This window comes from Bacillus sp. iso_77 (genome assembly GCF_056173625.1).
On sequence record NZ_CM149683.1, the window covers coordinates 3,725,426 to 3,740,593 of the forward strand.

The 15,168-nt window shown below is 39.1% G+C and carries 16 protein-coding genes; 3 read left to right on the forward strand and 13 right to left on the reverse strand.

Annotated elements, in window-relative coordinates; genetic code table 11:
* Window positions 1-153: 153 nt before the first annotated feature.
* Complete coding sequence (locus AC0VYC_RS19110) at window positions 154-360, reverse strand: DUF951 domain-containing protein (protein WP_008347561.1); 207 nt, start codon at window positions 358-360, stop codon at window positions 154-156.
* A 294-nt stretch (window positions 361-654) separates the two neighbouring features.
* Between AC0VYC_RS19110 and AC0VYC_RS19115 the strand changes: the two genes are divergently transcribed.
* Both AC0VYC_RS19115 and AC0VYC_RS19120 read left to right on the forward strand, forming a co-directional pair.
* Window positions 655-1,974: a hydrolase gene (locus AC0VYC_RS19115; protein WP_475389108.1), complete on the forward strand. Its 1,320-nt coding sequence runs from the start codon at window positions 655-657 to the stop codon at window positions 1,972-1,974.
* 15 nt (window positions 1,975-1,989) lie between these two features.
* Complete coding sequence (locus tag AC0VYC_RS19120; protein ID WP_007497462.1) at window positions 1,990-2,400, forward strand: hypothetical protein; 411 nt, start codon at window positions 1,990-1,992, stop codon at window positions 2,398-2,400.
* A 25-nt stretch (window positions 2,401-2,425) separates the two neighbouring features.
* Here AC0VYC_RS19120 and AC0VYC_RS19125 read toward each other — a convergent pair whose 3' ends face one another.
* Window positions 2,426-3,481, reverse strand: coding sequence for a YkvI family membrane protein (locus tag AC0VYC_RS19125; RefSeq protein WP_079919768.1), 1,056 nt, complete (start codon window positions 3,479-3,481; stop codon window positions 2,426-2,428).
* A gap of 72 nt (window positions 3,482-3,553) precedes the next feature.
* On the opposite strand from AC0VYC_RS19125, the gene yyaC reads away from it, so the two are divergent.
* Window positions 3,554-4,180, forward strand: coding sequence for a spore protease YyaC (gene yyaC, locus AC0VYC_RS19130; RefSeq protein ID WP_025208343.1), 627 nt, complete (start codon window positions 3,554-3,556; stop codon window positions 4,178-4,180).
* Window positions 4,181-4,205: 25 nt separating this feature from the next.
* Here yyaC and AC0VYC_RS19135 read toward each other — a convergent pair whose 3' ends face one another.
* The 11 genes from AC0VYC_RS19135 to rpmH form a co-directional block, all read right to left on the reverse strand.
* Complete coding sequence (locus tag AC0VYC_RS19135) at window positions 4,206-5,060, reverse strand: ParB/RepB/Spo0J family partition protein (protein WP_017359871.1); 855 nt, start codon at window positions 5,058-5,060, stop codon at window positions 4,206-4,208.
* Complete coding sequence (gene soj, locus AC0VYC_RS19140) at window positions 5,053-5,814, reverse strand: sporulation initiation inhibitor protein Soj (protein WP_008360890.1); 762 nt, start codon at window positions 5,812-5,814, stop codon at window positions 5,053-5,055. The genes AC0VYC_RS19135 and soj overlap by 8 nt, the downstream gene beginning before the upstream one ends.
* A 237-nt stretch (window positions 5,815-6,051) precedes the next feature.
* A complete protein-coding gene (locus AC0VYC_RS19145) occupies window positions 6,052-6,885 on the reverse strand; it encodes an orthopoxovirus pf05708 family protein (RefSeq protein ID WP_475389111.1) in 834 nt (277 codons plus the stop codon).
* Between the two features lie 129 nt (window positions 6,886-7,014).
* Entirely contained in the window at window positions 7,015-7,890 is an 876-nt protein-coding gene (gene noc / locus AC0VYC_RS19150; RefSeq protein ID WP_024718432.1) for a nucleoid occlusion protein, read from the reverse strand.
* Between the two features lie 105 nt (window positions 7,891-7,995).
* Complete coding sequence (gene rsmG / locus AC0VYC_RS19155) at window positions 7,996-8,715, reverse strand: 16S rRNA (guanine(527)-N(7))-methyltransferase RsmG (protein ID WP_024718431.1); 720 nt, start codon at window positions 8,713-8,715, stop codon at window positions 7,996-7,998.
* A gap of 13 nt (window positions 8,716-8,728) precedes the next feature.
* A complete protein-coding gene (gene mnmG / locus AC0VYC_RS19160; protein ID WP_008347584.1) occupies window positions 8,729-10,615 on the reverse strand; it encodes a tRNA uridine-5-carboxymethylaminomethyl(34) synthesis enzyme MnmG in 1,887 nt (628 codons plus the stop codon).
* A gap of 17 nt (window positions 10,616-10,632) precedes the next feature.
* Window positions 10,633-12,012: a tRNA uridine-5-carboxymethylaminomethyl(34) synthesis GTPase MnmE gene (mnmE, locus tag AC0VYC_RS19165; RefSeq protein ID WP_039169035.1), complete on the reverse strand. Its 1,380-nt coding sequence runs from the start codon at window positions 12,010-12,012 to the stop codon at window positions 10,633-10,635.
* 402 nt (window positions 12,013-12,414) lie between these two features.
* A complete protein-coding gene (gene jag, locus AC0VYC_RS19170; protein WP_475389115.1) occupies window positions 12,415-13,038 on the reverse strand; it encodes an RNA-binding cell elongation regulator Jag/EloR in 624 nt (207 codons plus the stop codon).
* Window positions 13,035-13,817 (reverse strand): YidC family membrane integrase SpoIIIJ, encoded by a 783-nt coding sequence (gene spoIIIJ, locus AC0VYC_RS19175; RefSeq protein WP_089374159.1) that lies wholly within the window; start codon window positions 13,815-13,817, stop codon window positions 13,035-13,037. Before spoIIIJ ends, jag begins: the two co-directional genes overlap by 4 nt.
* A gap of 158 nt (window positions 13,818-13,975) precedes the next feature.
* Window positions 13,976-14,335 (reverse strand): ribonuclease P protein component, encoded by a 360-nt coding sequence (gene rnpA / locus AC0VYC_RS19180; protein ID WP_159160116.1) that lies wholly within the window; start codon window positions 14,333-14,335, stop codon window positions 13,976-13,978.
* A 78-nt stretch (window positions 14,336-14,413) separates the two neighbouring features.
* A complete protein-coding gene (gene rpmH / locus AC0VYC_RS19185; protein WP_008360908.1) occupies window positions 14,414-14,548 on the reverse strand; it encodes a 50S ribosomal protein L34 in 135 nt (44 codons plus the stop codon).
* Window positions 14,549-15,168 lie beyond the last annotated feature (620 nt).

Consider the following 15,168-nt stretch of genomic DNA (forward strand, 5'->3'; position numbering starts at 1 on the left):
ATAAGTAGGTTTACATGAAAAGACAAGCTAACCATCATGCATTTTCAATAGAAGAAACATTACCAAAAAGACTAAATCGGAGCTTTAAAATAAGAAATTGCATCTGTTTCTCTGAACAAAAGACAAATTTCATCAAAAAAGCATGAGGCCTACTTAAGCAGTTGGCTCCTCATGCTTGACGAGAATTTTCTTCATTTTTCGTTCAAAATCTCTTCTTGGGATCATCACGCTGTGCCCACACCCTTCGCACTTAATACGAATATCCATGCCCAAACGAATGACTTTCCACCGATTGGCACCACATGGATGGGGTTTTTTCATTTCAACGACGTCATGTAACCCAAATGCTTTGTCTGCCATCAGCATTCACCTCTCTTGCTCACTTCATTAAATCTATTGTACAAAAAAACGCCGATGGAGAGCAATGCACAAAATAAAGAGCCGCTGTCATGTATCAATCCCGTTCTTTTTTATAGAAAAAACCCTTCTTTTAGATCATTTTATTTGTGACCAATAGTTACTTAAACTCCGCTTTTTTTCAATATTGTCACAAACACTGTAGGTCAAAAGGTTTTTATTGGTAGAACGCTGTGGTTTTTCCATATTTTTTGATTTATGATATCTGCATAAATGTTATGTGAGGGAGCAGGTACGATGGTCAATCGAAAGGATAGATTAACCGACAAAGATTATAAAATCATATCCGATCACGCTGGAAACGCAGAGAATTACCAGCAGAACCATACGATAGAAGTAGGTCAGCATACGCTCACTGTCAACGATTTTCTAAAAATAGATCATCAATTATATGGTTTAACGATGCAGCAGGAACAGTCAGACGAGTTCATTGTCGCGTTTCACTGTCCTCTGCCAAAACAAATGACGGTGACATCGACACAAGATGTTCAAACGGCTACCCAATCATTGTTAAAAACGGATTATGCCTACCCCATTGAAAGAAAATCCTTAGCCGGAAAACAAGATCATGTCTTTTTTAAAGGGAAGGAATACATCGAGGACGTCTGTCAGAAGCACCCGAATGCAACCATCTATCTCACTGGACAAGCGCTTGCCGGTGCTGTTTGTGCTTACATTGTGACAGAACAGCCAGCTGTCAAAAAAGCCATCACATTCGATAGCCCAAATATATGGAGCAGCCTGGCACCTTCCATTCAGCAAAAAGCAGTAGAAGGAAAATACACCCATGTTCTCACAGAATATATTCAACCCAATCATTATGTAGGTTTACTCAATCGCCATGATCATGGAGTTGGACAAGTCAAGTACACCGTACCGCCCCGGGAGCAGGGATCGGTCCAAGAATCCATAAAATATAAACCAAGAGAAATTGACACCTTTTTAAGATCAGCTTTTGCATCAATGAATATAGAGTGGAACGAATCATTTGATACAAATGCATTTTTAGCTCTCGTTTCAGGAGAATTTAAAGTGAATGGGTATTCATTCCATCCGAATGGAACCGCTCGTATTTTAGATGAACAGCTTGATCACAATACAAGTTTTACAGCGATGCTTTTACAAGAAATCCATTCAGGCCGTGCATATGCACAAAGCGGGCTTGAAATTATCATAAAATCCCATTTACTAAAAAATTCATCTTATGATCTACAAAGTATTATTGAACATGAAGTACACACTGTATTTGAGAAAATAGATGGAATTGATGATAGTGTAAAAGATGCCGTCCATCATGTAAAACAAGAACTGAAAGGACTTGTCGGCTTTGGTCACTATGATTTATTAACCCATAGCGATGTAGAAGCACTGTTAGAGGAAGTAAGGATGGAGCAGCCGCAATCATCCTTTTATTCTCATGAAAAACAACTGAATGCCTTGTACACCTTGAGAGACTACGAACAAGAACTTTCCACCCTTTCAAGACATATGTACACAATGGGTGATGACTATGCCAAGGCAGATAGACGCCTTGCGATGCAAATGGGTATTCGTTAAGAAAGGAGTCGCCATATGATCAATCAAAATAAACCTCCTAGTGACGCCCAGCGTTTCTTGCAAAATGTGAGTGCCCGCCGCTCCATGTCTGTATTCGAAAGTCAATCTGCACCACAAACACAATCGCAATCACCTGAAGAAATTGCCGCTATTCAGGCCATGCGCAGAGAAGGACAACGAAAAGATTTAAAGCGATTGCTGAAAATGCGGCTTCACGATGAATTGGCAAACACACGCATGCACTTGGAGTACCAATTGTCCAAAACAGAAGACATGATGAACCAAACAACCATTGTCAAACAACATGTATCCCAGCATTTAAAAGGACAAGCCATCTCAGAAATAGAGGAACGCATGCAGCGTCTCCAGCACATGCCTGTATATGACGATATCAAGGAAGCGATTGATTCCATTCGGATAAAATAAGCACTTCTCTTTGAAAGAGAGGTGTTTATTTTATTTTATCAGTATAATTTTTAGAACGGAAAAATATCTTTTTACTTAAAATCGGATACAGCATTAAACAGACAAGCAAATAAAGATTGAGCAAGCTGTAAATCGGATACAAGAAAGCAATCAAATCAGCAAATCCAAGAGAGGTTAAAGGTGCCATCAAAAGAAGCATGATGAATACAATGAACCAGCGGGGCATTCGTACAAAAGAGAGCATGCGGCTGGATAAACCAAATAATCCCGCAGCGGTTGTTGTATAAATCGCTAAACAAAGAACAATGGTCATAAACACAAACAATGATGTTGGTGCCCCCTCTAATACTGTAAACAAAGGAATCCCCTCTGCTGAAAGACTCCCAGAAATATCAACTAGTATTTCGTTATACACATAAGAAATGACACCAAAAATCAAACCGCTTAATATACTCGCAACCTTGGCCTCTCCAAGCCCCTTCATTTCTTTCCCCACTGAAGACAGCACCGCCACAACAGATAATATATTCAAAGAAGCAAAGACGATACTGGCAGGCCAATTGTATTGCTGGCCAAAATCAATTCTCCACATATGATCATGATTCATATAATAAAAAACAAACGCATAGATGAGCCCCGCCACCAAAATTGGTATAATGAAAGCATTCACAGATAAGAGCCCTTTCACATCCCAGAAAAAAATCATAAATGAGAATAAACAAAATGCACCGATTCCAACCCAAAATGGCACATGATACATCTCAAGTGTCACCCCGCCACCGGCAATCATGACTGTTGTTGTCGTGAATAGATAAAGAACAATTAAAATATCATACACCTTGGCCAGCCAAGGACCTACAAGACGCTCTAACACCGGCACAAAATGATCGGCACGCACCTCATAACTGATTTTTAACACCACATAGGTAGACAGCATAAACATGAGCGTAAACAGTAGAATGGCTAGTCCGCTATCAAGGCCAAAAAACTGCCAAATTTCTTGACCGGAGGCATATCCCGCTCCTATCAAGCTTCCTAAAATTAAAAGCGTCCACCTTGAACCAGCCTTCCACACAATCATCACCTCATAGGTATAGAATTAAGCTTGTTTCCGTATACTGATACTAACTACTATGACAAGGAAGTGAGACCTATGAATAGCAAGAACGGTCTTTTTTTAAGAAATAGGGTGAAAGAATACGTGTCCCATACGGATACAAATGCCATTCAGCAGCTTAAAAGTATTTTATTCTCGCATCTCCAGAAAGCAGGAAAAAGACCCGTTGCCATCGTCTGCATAGGAACAGACCGATCAACCGGTGACTCTCTAGGTCCACTTGTAGGAACAAAGCTTTCAAGTCTTGATTTAAAAAAGCTGCATGTATACGGCACTCTCTCTGACCCAGTGCATGCGGTCAATTTAAAGGAAAAGCTCGCTGAAATTGAACAAGCTCATAAACACCCATTTATCGTAGCCGTTGATGCCTGTTTAGGGAGAGTGAAAAGTGTAGGATCGTTTCAAATTGGAGAAGGACCGTTAAAGCCCGGTGCAGGTGTGCAAAAAGAGCTACCAGAAGTAGGAAATATTCATATTAATGGAATCGTCAACGTGAGCGGTTTTATGGAATACTTCGTTCTCCAAAACACACGTCTTCATCTTGTAATGTCTATGGCCAATACACTTTCTGAAAGTCTATCCCACATTGATCAAATGGATTGGACTAGAGAAAAAAGCCGTTCTCTCTTTACCCCTATTCAAAATATCACGGGAAGAATATAAAAAAGACCATCTCATATCAAGATGGTCATTCCGATGATTCTCTCGTAGAAAGCAATTCAAGGATTCTTTCTAAATCTTCATTTGAGAGAAATTCAATCTCAATTTTCCCTTTTTTCTTCTGTTTCTTGATCGTCACTGAAGTACCAAAGTAATTTTGTAAGAAAGATTCTCTTTCTTTCAACATGCGATCCTTTGGTGCTTCTTTTTTCTTTGTTTCACGTGGAACATTTTCATTTAATTGCTGAACAAGTTTCTCAACCTGACGGACATTCAATCCTTCGTCCACGACCTTCTTTACCAATGGCGCCAGCTTCTTTTTGTTTTTCAAACTAAGCAGCGTGCGTCCATGTCCCATGGATAATGTTCCATCCGCAATCAGCTTTTGTACTTCATCTGGTAATGTTAATAAACGAAGGTGGTTCGCAATATGCGGTCTGCTTTTTCCTAACCGCTTGGCTAATTCCTCTTGAGTCACACTTAAGTGATCTAGTAAGGAGGCATAGGCTTCCGCTTCCTCTAATGGAGATAAATCCTCGCGCTGTAAGTTTTCTAAAAGAGCGATCTCCCTCATCAGTGTTTCTGAAAATTCCCTGACAATCGCAGGAATCGTTGTCAAACCAGCTTGTTGTGCTGCACGGAAACGGCGTTCTCCTGCGACAATGTCATATCCTTTAATCGATTTACGAACAATAATCGGCTGTAAAACACCATGCTGCTGAATCGATTCTTTGAGATCAGACAATGCATCATCATCAAACGTTTTCCTTGGCTGATAAGGGTTCGGGCGCAAATCCTTCAACTTAATTTCTTCGACAGTTTCTTCATTGGAATCCACATTGTTAAATAGCGCATTAATACCCTTTCCAAGACCTTTAGCCATTCGCATCCACTTCCTTTGCTAAGTCTAAATAGACATCTGCACCTCTTGAACGTGGATCATACAAGATAATAGGTTTCCCATGACTAGGCGCTTCACTTAGTCTCACATTTCTCGGAATCACGGTCTGATAGACTTTATCTCTAAAGTATTTTTTTACTTCTTCGATGACTTGGATTCCAAGGTTTGTTCTTGCATCAAGCATTGTCAGTAAAACACCTTCAATGGCAAGGTCGGTATTTAGATGTTTCTGCACAAGACGAACCGTATTCAACAATTGACTCAATCCTTCAAGCGCATAATATTCACACTGAACCGGTATTAAAACAGAATCGGATGCAGTTAACGCATTAATCGTCAGTAACCCAAGCGATGGCGGGCAGTCAATAATCATATAATCATAATTTTGCTTCACAGATTCAAGTGCTCTTTTCAGCCTCACTTCACGTGAGATCGTAGGCACAAGCTCAATTTCCGCCCCTGCAAGCTGTATCGTCGCAGGAATGACATCAAGATTTTCGACCTCTGTCGTCTTAATCACATCAAGTACATCTGCATCGTCTACTAAAATATCGTACACGCACTTCTCTACGTCTGCCTTCTCAATCCCAATACCACTCGTGGCATTTCCCTGCGGATCAATATCAACTAACAACACTCGTTTTCCTATGTATGCTAAACACGCACCCAAATTAACAGAAGTTGTCGTCTTCCCAACGCCGCCCTTCTGGTTGGTAATCGCTATGATTTTCCCCACGATGTCACCCACTTTCAACTTAACAAGTTTCTCATTCATTCATACTTCCTATTCTATCAAAAAAAGTATGAAACGTTTGCTTTTTTTGTTCCCCCATTATAAATTCGTGAATGAATCTGTGTTTCCGTACATGAATAGATGCATAAAAATGTGCTTAAAAGATATATTAATATATCTTTTTAAAGAAATAACGAGACAAAAAAACCCCACTTTTCATGAAAAGTGAGGGAGATACATTCAAAAGTTTAATCCGCCAATTTTTCGGCCTTCGCTTACAATGACTTTAGGTGTCACTGTTTTATAGTTCTTCTTTTTCAAAAAACCATAGGGTGCTTTAATAGTAAATGTCGCATGTCCAACAGCGTCCCCGGTTTTCGCGTAAGCCTGCCATACAATCTTTGAACAATATGTAGGGTCCAAAGATTGAATAGACATAGTGATCGAATATCGAGCCTTCGGATGGTCTTTCACGTAATCGTGCGCCCAATCCCCAGCTAAATCTGCCTTTTCCTGATGATTAATCCGAATCACCTTTGTATTGGCACTATAGCGGAACCAGCTTTGAATGGAATCAATATTTGGATGCTGCCGGAACCCAGGAATGGATGCATAGCTTTTCTCATTAATGACGATGCCTGCATGACCAATTAAACCATTCAAAGCACCAGTGCTCGTCACCAATATATCCCCTTTTTGAGGCATAATATCGGTTCCAGGATACGGTTTACCAAAAAGATGGCGAATGGTATTCGGCCTTTCATCTGTTACCATTTCATCCTGTTTGTTTTGCCTTAAACCATAGTTCTCCAAATCATCATCAGCTGTGATCACATCGATCGCATCGTCCTGAGACGCTTGCTCTTGATTTAATTGTTGAACCGTTACATCTGTCGAAACCACACCTTGTTTCTTCAGAGTACTCAGTTCTTCTTTCGTAATCGTTTCTTCCGCTGAATAGGTCTCATGATTCGTTGACGTGCTCACAGCAAACACAGTCGTTTCATTTGAAAAAAGAGAAAAAGAGATTAGTAAATAACAGATAATAGCAAAAATAGTCTTTTTCATTTTCATCGGTTATATGTCACCTCCCTTCTACTATGAAAATCATATTTTACCAATTAATTAATAATAAGTAAATATCATGAATTGAAGGGAGAGAAAGACAAAAAAAGCTGACGAGTAATGCTCATCAGCTTCTTTCTATTTAGGAATTCGAATCGTTAATTGGATATATTCCTCAAATTCTTCTTCCTCGGTATTTATTTTAAGTCCGCTGTCTTCTACCATGTGGAGAGACTGACGAATGGTATTCATCGCAATTCGCGTATCTCGGCTAAACGCCTTACGTTTCGGCTTCGGTTTGCGATCTGTTTTTTGTTCAAGCATCTTCACTACACGCTCTTCAGTCTGTTTCACATTCAGCTGCTTTTCGATGATTTCCTGCAACAGCGTGATCTGTAATTCTGGCAGCTTTAGAGGTACAAGTGAACGGGCATGTCTCTCTGAGATTTTTTTCTCCAAAATGGCTTGCTGTACTTCTTCAGGCAACTTTAAAAGTCTTAGTTTGTTTGCAACAGTCGATTGTCCCTTACCTAAACGCTGAGCAAGCGCTTCTTGCGTTAAATCATGAAGCTCTAAAAGACGTGCATAAGCATGAGCCTCTTCAATTGCAGACAGCTCTTCTCTTTGCAAATTTTCAATCAATGCCACAGATGCCGTTTCCGTATCAGTAAAATCTTTTATAATAGCGGGGATCTTCTCCCATTGAAGAGTTTGTACCGCTCTCCAACGTCTTTCGCCGGCGATCAGTTCATATTTTCCTTCTTCTTCTGTTGGTCTAACAACAATCGGTTGAATAATGCCATGGGTATGAATGGTTGTGGCCAGCTCTTGTATCTTTTCTTCTGAAAAAATGGTGCGTGGCTGAAAACGGTTAGGCATAATTGTGTCGACCGGGAGCTCCTGTATCTCTTCCTTTAATGTTTCATGCTCAGCAATCTCTGCCTCTATTTCGGTATCACGCTCAGGATGTTCTTTGTCACCAAGCCCGAAGAAGCGTGAGAGTGAATGCTTCATGAACCTACACCACCTTTAAAAACTACCTTTTTATAATTCTATTTTCTCATGTTTTTTCCTTCTGTAAAATCATAAATATTGAAGAAAAACCGACCTTTTACATGATCAACCCTCTATTGGTGATTTATTAGGTGTTCCTGGTTTTCTAGGATATTTTTTTGGTGTTTGTTTTTTCTTTTCAATGACAATGATGTTCCGTTCACTTTCTTCTAAAGGAAGAACAAAGGAATGCTTTTCAACAACCTCTCCTCCGAGGACAGTGACGGCTTTTTTTCCTGCTTGCATCTCTTCTTCTGCAGCAGATGCTTTTAATGCAACAAACAATCCTTCCTTTTTCACAAGAGGTAGGCATAGTTCGCTCAAGACAGATAAGCGCGCAACTGCTCTAGCGGTGACAAGGTCATAGCTTTCACGTTGATCTTTACGTTGTCCAAAGGTCTCCGCACGATCATGATAAAAAGTAGTATCTTGTAAGTTTAACCCTTTTGCTAACTCATTGAGAAACGTAATGCGTTTCTGGAGAGAATCAACAATGGTCACATGTAGATGAGGGAAACAAATTTTAAGAGGAATGCTTGGAAAACCAGCACCAGCTCCAATATCACAAATTGTTGTCACATTGTGAAAATCAATAAAAAATGCTGCTGATATCGAGTCATAAAAATGCTTTAAATATACTTCTTCCTTTTCTGTAATGGACGTTAAATTCATCTTCTCGTTCCATTCTACAAGCATATGGAAGTAAGTTTCAAATTGTTCAAGCTGCACTGGAGAAAGAGTGATGCCTTTCTCCTCTAGTGCTGCTGTAAATTGTTCAATGTTCATGCCGACATCCTTTCTACTCTGCTATCTTCGCAATACGTCCCTGCTCCAAATACACTAAAAGGATAGAAATATCAGCAGGGTTAACGCCTGAAATACGAGAAGCCTGTGCAACAGAAAGCGGTCGGACTTCTTTTAGCTTTTGCTTCGCTTCAGTTGCAATCCCTTTGATGGCATCATAATCGATTCGATCCGGAATCTTTTTGTTTTCCATCTTTTTCAGCTTTTCAACTTGTTGGAGCGACTTTTCAATATAACCTTCATATTTAATTTGAATCTCTACCTGTTCACACACATCAGCAGGAAGCGGTGTGTCAGCAGGAGCTAGTTTCACAACAGATTCATAGTTCATCTCTGGACGCTTCATCAGATCGCTAGCGCGAATACCGTCCTTCAATTCACTTCCACCAAGTGAACGAATATATTCCTGTGTCTCTACTGTAGGTTTAATAATGACAGAATATAAACGTTTTTTCTCTGCTTCAATGGCCTCTTTTTTCTGTGTGAATGCTTGGAATCTCTCTTCAGAAATTAAACCAATGTTATATCCAAGTTCCGTTAATCTTAAATCAGCATTGTCATGACGCAGAAGTAAGCGGTACTCTGCACGAGAAGTTAAAAGACGGTAAGGTTCATTTGTACCCTTCGTGACAAGATCATCAATGAGAACACCGATATATGCATCAGATCGGCTTAAAATGACTTCTTCTTTACCCAATGCTTTTCTTCCTGCATTGATACCTGCCATAATTCCTTGACCTGCAGCTTCCTCATAACCTGAGGTACCATTAATTTGGCCAGCTGTATATAATCCAGAAATTTTCTTCGTCTCAAGTGTCGGCCACAATTGTGTAGGCACAATCGCATCATACTCAATGGCATAACCCGCTCGCATCATTTGTACATTTTCAAGCCCTGGAATGGTTGACAGCATTCGCTGCTGTACATCCTCTGGCAGACTTGTAGATAAACCTTGAACATACACTTCTTGCGTATTACGGCCTTCTGGCTCTAAGAAAATTTGATGTCTCGGTTTATCATTAAAACGAACCACCTTATCCTCAATAGACGGGCAGTATCTAGGACCTGTTCCTTTAATCATACCTGAATACATAGGAGAACGGTGAAGATTCTCATCAATAATTTGATGAGTCTCTAAACTCGTGTATGTTAACCAGCATGGTAATTGATCTGTAATATATTCCACAGTTTCATAAGAAAACGCACGTGGTACATCATCACCTGGTTGAATTTCTGTCTTACTATAATCAATCGAGTGGCTGTTTACTCGAGGTGGTGTCCCAGTTTTAAAGCGAACCAAATCGAATCCTAATTCTGCTAGATGATCCGATAATTTAATGGAAGGCTGCTGATTATTAGGACCGCTTGAATAAGAAAGATCACCTAAAATAATGCGGCCTTTTAAGAAAGTACCAGTCGTTAGAACAACAGACTTCGCGCGATAATTTGCACCTGTTTGAGTCACGACACCTTTACATTCATCATCTTCTACAATTAAATGATCTACCATCCCTTGCAGCATTGTTAGGTTTGGTTCATTTTCCATTGTTTTTTTCATTTCGTGCTGATATTGAAACTTATCTGCTTGCGCTCTTAACGCACGGACAGCAGGTCCTTTCCCAGTATTCAGCATACGCATTTGAATATGCGTCTTATCTATATTTCGTGCCATTTCTCCGCCTAGCGCATCAATTTCTCTGACGACAATCCCTTTAGCGGGACCCCCTACGGACGGATTACATGGCATAAAAGCAACCATATCTAGATTGATGGTCAATACAAGTGTTTTGGCGCCCTGTCTTGCAGAAGCAAGAGCAGCCTCAACACCAGCATGACCGGCACCGACGACGATTACATCATATTGGCCAGCTTCATAACCCATTTCTTTTGTTCCTCCCTTTACTTTCCTAAACAGAATTGAGAGAATAACTGATCGATTAAGCTTTCATGAACAGCATCCCCAATAATTTCACCTAGCTGCTCCCAGCAGCGTGTTAAATCTATTTGAACGATGTCGATCGGTACATCCATTTCAATTCCTTCTAGAGCATCCTCAATCGATTGTTTTGCTTCTTGAAGGAGCGCAATATGCCTAGTATTGCTCACATACGTTAAATCTCCACTTTCAATTGAGCCAGTGAAGAATAAAGATTGAATGGCCATTTCAAGCTCATCAATCCCTTTTTCTTGTAATAAAGATGTTGTCACGACTGGACGATCTTTCGCTAACTCTTTTACTTTTTCTACATCAAGTTTAGGCTCAAGATCAGTCTTATTGACAATCACAATAATATCCATACCTGAGACAGCCTCAAATAGCTTAATATCTTCCTCAGATAACTCTTCACTATAATTGAGCACAAGTAAAATCAGGTCAGCTTCTTTTAAGACCTGTCTTGATCGTTCGACCCCAATACGCTCAACAATGTCTTCAGTCTCACGTATACCTGCAGTATCTACTAAACGGAGTGGTACTCCTCTTACATTCACATATTCCTCAATGACATCTCTGGTTGTTCCAGGAATATCGGTCACAATCGCCTTTGTTTCCTGAACAAGACTATTTAATAAGGAAGACTTCCCAACATTTGGCCTTCCAATAATAACAGTAGATAAGCCCTCACGTAGGATTTTCCCCTGCTGTGAAGTCGTTAGAAGCGATTCAATTTCCTTTTTCACAGATGTCGCCTTCTCAACTAAGACTCGATGTGTCATTTCTTCAACATCGTCATACTCTGGATAATCAATATTCACTTCTACATGGGCAAGTGTCTCCAATATCTCACCACGAAGACGTTTAATCAAACCGGAGAGACGTCCCTCCATTTGAGTAATTGCGACATTCATCGCACGGTCAGTCTTTGCACGAATCAAGTCCATTACGGCTTCTGCTTGTGACAAGTCGATTCTTCCATTTAGGAAAGCACGTTTTGTAAACTCACCTGGCTCCGCTAATCTCGCTCCTTCTTTTAAAGCAAGCTGCAAGACTTTATTGACCGTGACAATTCCGCCATGGCAGTTAATCTCAATAACGTCTTCTCTCGTAAATGTTTTTGGCGCTCTTAATACAGACACCATGACCTCTTCTATCACTTGCTCGGTACTTGAATCTACAATATGACCATAATGAATTGTATGAGAATCCACTGATACAAGTTTTTTCTCCTTAGGCCCCTTATACATGCGATCAGCAATCTGAACTGCATCAGGCCCGCTTAAACGTATAATGGCAATTGCCCCTTCACCCATTGGTGTAGAAATTGCTGCAATTGTATCCACCGCTCATTCACCTCTTTCTCTATTCAATAGACAGTCTTATATCTATTAAATGGACGTTGTCCATCTCTATATCAAAAACGCTTAATCCAAAATTTAAAGATACCACAAATGCATGCGAAGCGAAAGTAGCCCACATTTAATTATCCACAGTTTTGCACCCTGTCTATTTTAACACTTAACTTATCCACATGTGAATAACGACGTTCTAAACTTGTCTTCACATCTTACACCTAAATCCAATAAATTAAAACGCCCTTCTCCCTTTGCAACTAAGGGAAAATGACGTTTTCGATCTAAATAACACAATAACCTTTTAGAAATAAAGGAGGAATCTACTATTAAAAGGTAATTTTTCAATAAAAAAAGACTAAAATCCAGCTTTGCTGAATCTTAGCCTTTCTGCTATTTTTTATAAAGCACCACAACATGACGCTTGGTGCCCGTATCTTCAGATGCCGTGGCAAGTTCTTTAGAAAATGCTGCAATCGTATCATGAACGACTTTTCGTTCATTCGAAGGCATTGGTTCTAAATGAACCTTTCTCTTCGTTTTTAAAACACGGTTTGCCGTTTTGATTGCATATTGTTCAAGTGCTTCTTGTCGTTTCTTCCTATAATCTCCAATATCAATTGTAATATGATGATACTGATCAGAATAACGATTAAACACTAACTGCACCAAGGTTTCTAAAGAGTACAGTGTTTGTCCTCTTTTTCCAATCATTAATGAAGTTTTGTCTCCATTAATGTGAAAAGAAATCTTTTTCGTTTCTTTTTTCGAAACAATGTTTGCTTTAGGATCAATTGATTTAACAATTTTATCTAAATACTGTGTTGCTAATTTGAGCGCATCTCGCTTTTCTACTAACTTGACAACAGCTTGTCTTTTACCAAATAATCCTAAAAACCCTTTGTTTCCTTCATCTACTATTGTGATATCTACTTCTTCTTGTAGTAGTTGAATTTGTTTCAGTCCGGAATCTACTGCTTCTTCGACTTTGCGACCGACAGCAGTTATTTCCTTCATTTTTTGTTCCCGCCAGCTTTTTCTTTTGTATCAACTTTTACTTGAGGTGTTTTAATGACCAAAGTTTGAATGATCATGAAAATGTTACCTACAACCCAGTACAGTGAAAGTGCCGCTGGGAAACTGATTGCAAATACAATGATCATAATTGGCATCACCCAAAGCATAATCGCCATTTGAGGGTTGTCCGAAGGATTTCCAGCCATCATTAGCTTCTGCTGAATAAAAGTAGCTACACCTGCAATAATCGGTAGCAGGAATAATGGATCTGGACTGCCTAAGTCAAACCATAAGAAAGTATGCTTCTTGATTTCAGCTGTTCTCATGATCGCATGATAAAAACCAATTAAGATTGGCATTTGAATTAAGATTGGGAAACACCCTGCTAATGGATTTACACCATTCTTTTGGAAAAGAGCCATTGTTTCCTGTTGAAGCTGCTGCTGTGTTTTTTGATCTTTTGAGCTATATTTTTCACGAAGCTTCTTTAGTTCTGGCTGAAGTGCTTGCATTGCTTTTGTACTTCTTAATTGTTTAATCATTAATGGTAAAATGAGCAAACGAATCAAAAGAGTTACAATAATAATCGCTACACCATAGTTTTCACCAGTTAAGTTTGCCATGTAAGTGATTAATTGAGATAGCGGGTATACAATGTAAGAATTCCAGAATCCCTTACTATCTGATGTGATTGGTTCATTGATTTGTGTACATCCTGCCAATAGAACCAACACGCCAATCAAGCTAAATATTAGTAATAATCGCCTTTTCAACAAGATTCCTCCCATTACTTCAAACTTTATTTAAGTTGGAATTGATTACGAAAGTGACTCACCTAATCAGTATGGTAACATTTTTTCATTACAAAGTGGTGGTTTCATTTTAATTCACTAGATGAAGGAAGCGCTTTTAAAAATTGATTCAACGAAAGTTTCTATTACGAAGACTTTTTCGGTTGTTGTTGATAAACAGCGGATTTTCTAAATAAATGCTGGAGAGACTTCTTTGTTTCTTCAAAGGTCAATTCGCTTGCTGGTTTTCGTGCGATAACAATGTAGTCTTTTTCTTGCTTTAGATTATGACCTTCCTCTAAGAACACCTGACGGATCAGTCGTTTAATCCGGTTTCTTATCACTGCATTACCTATCTTCTTACTGACAGACAATCCTAAACGCAGTTCTTCTTGATTTGGTTGGTCCAGCTGATAAATGACGAATTGGCGATTAGCCATTGATTGACCTTTTTTGAACACTGTTTGAAACTCTTCATTTTTTTTTAGCCTGTTTCGCTTCTTCATGTTTTCTTCCACTCCGATAAAAACTGACAGTTCATTTACGATTTTATGTAAAAAAGACCACTGACATTATTCAGTGGCCTAAGCTGATAATTTTTTTCTACCTTTGCTGCGGCGTCGCTTTAAAACTAGACGTCCGTTTTTAGAACTCATACGGCTGCGGAAGCCATGAACTTTACTACGCTTACGGTTATTTGGTTGAAACGTTCTTTTCATTTATGACACCTCCCTGAGGAATAGCTGTTTAAGACAGTCTAACTCATTATATTTGTGTAACCCATCGATTGTCAATATCAATGATAAAACTCTTATTATCAACCTTATAAGCATAACACAAGTTATCAAGTGAAGAAACCTTCTTTTTTAGTTTCCAGCATTTTATTCTTTTTTTCCTTCAAAAAAACCTTCAAAACAAGGTTGTGGATATTTTTCCGGCATATTTTGACTATCCACATCCATTATCGACATTTTTTTCACACAAATAACCTATGTGGATAATTATTTTTCAACAGGATGTAAAGTGTGTGGATAAGTTTGTGACACCCATTGCACCATCTTGTTTATTTTGATATTATATTTGTGTTTTAACTCTTAATTACTTATCTGGCCTATTTATCTTATCCACAATTTGTGGATAACCTGTGGAAAGTTATTACACAGCTTGTTGAATTGTTTATCCACAACCTGTGTAATTTGTCGAAAAGACGTTTTTCTACTATATTAATTGTTTTCAACAAAGTATGTGCACGAATGGTGATGACCATTTGCTCTTTTTCGTGTTCTATAACAGTTTGATACTGGTCATTTTAAAAAGAAAAGGAGGGGGGAGAAGCCTT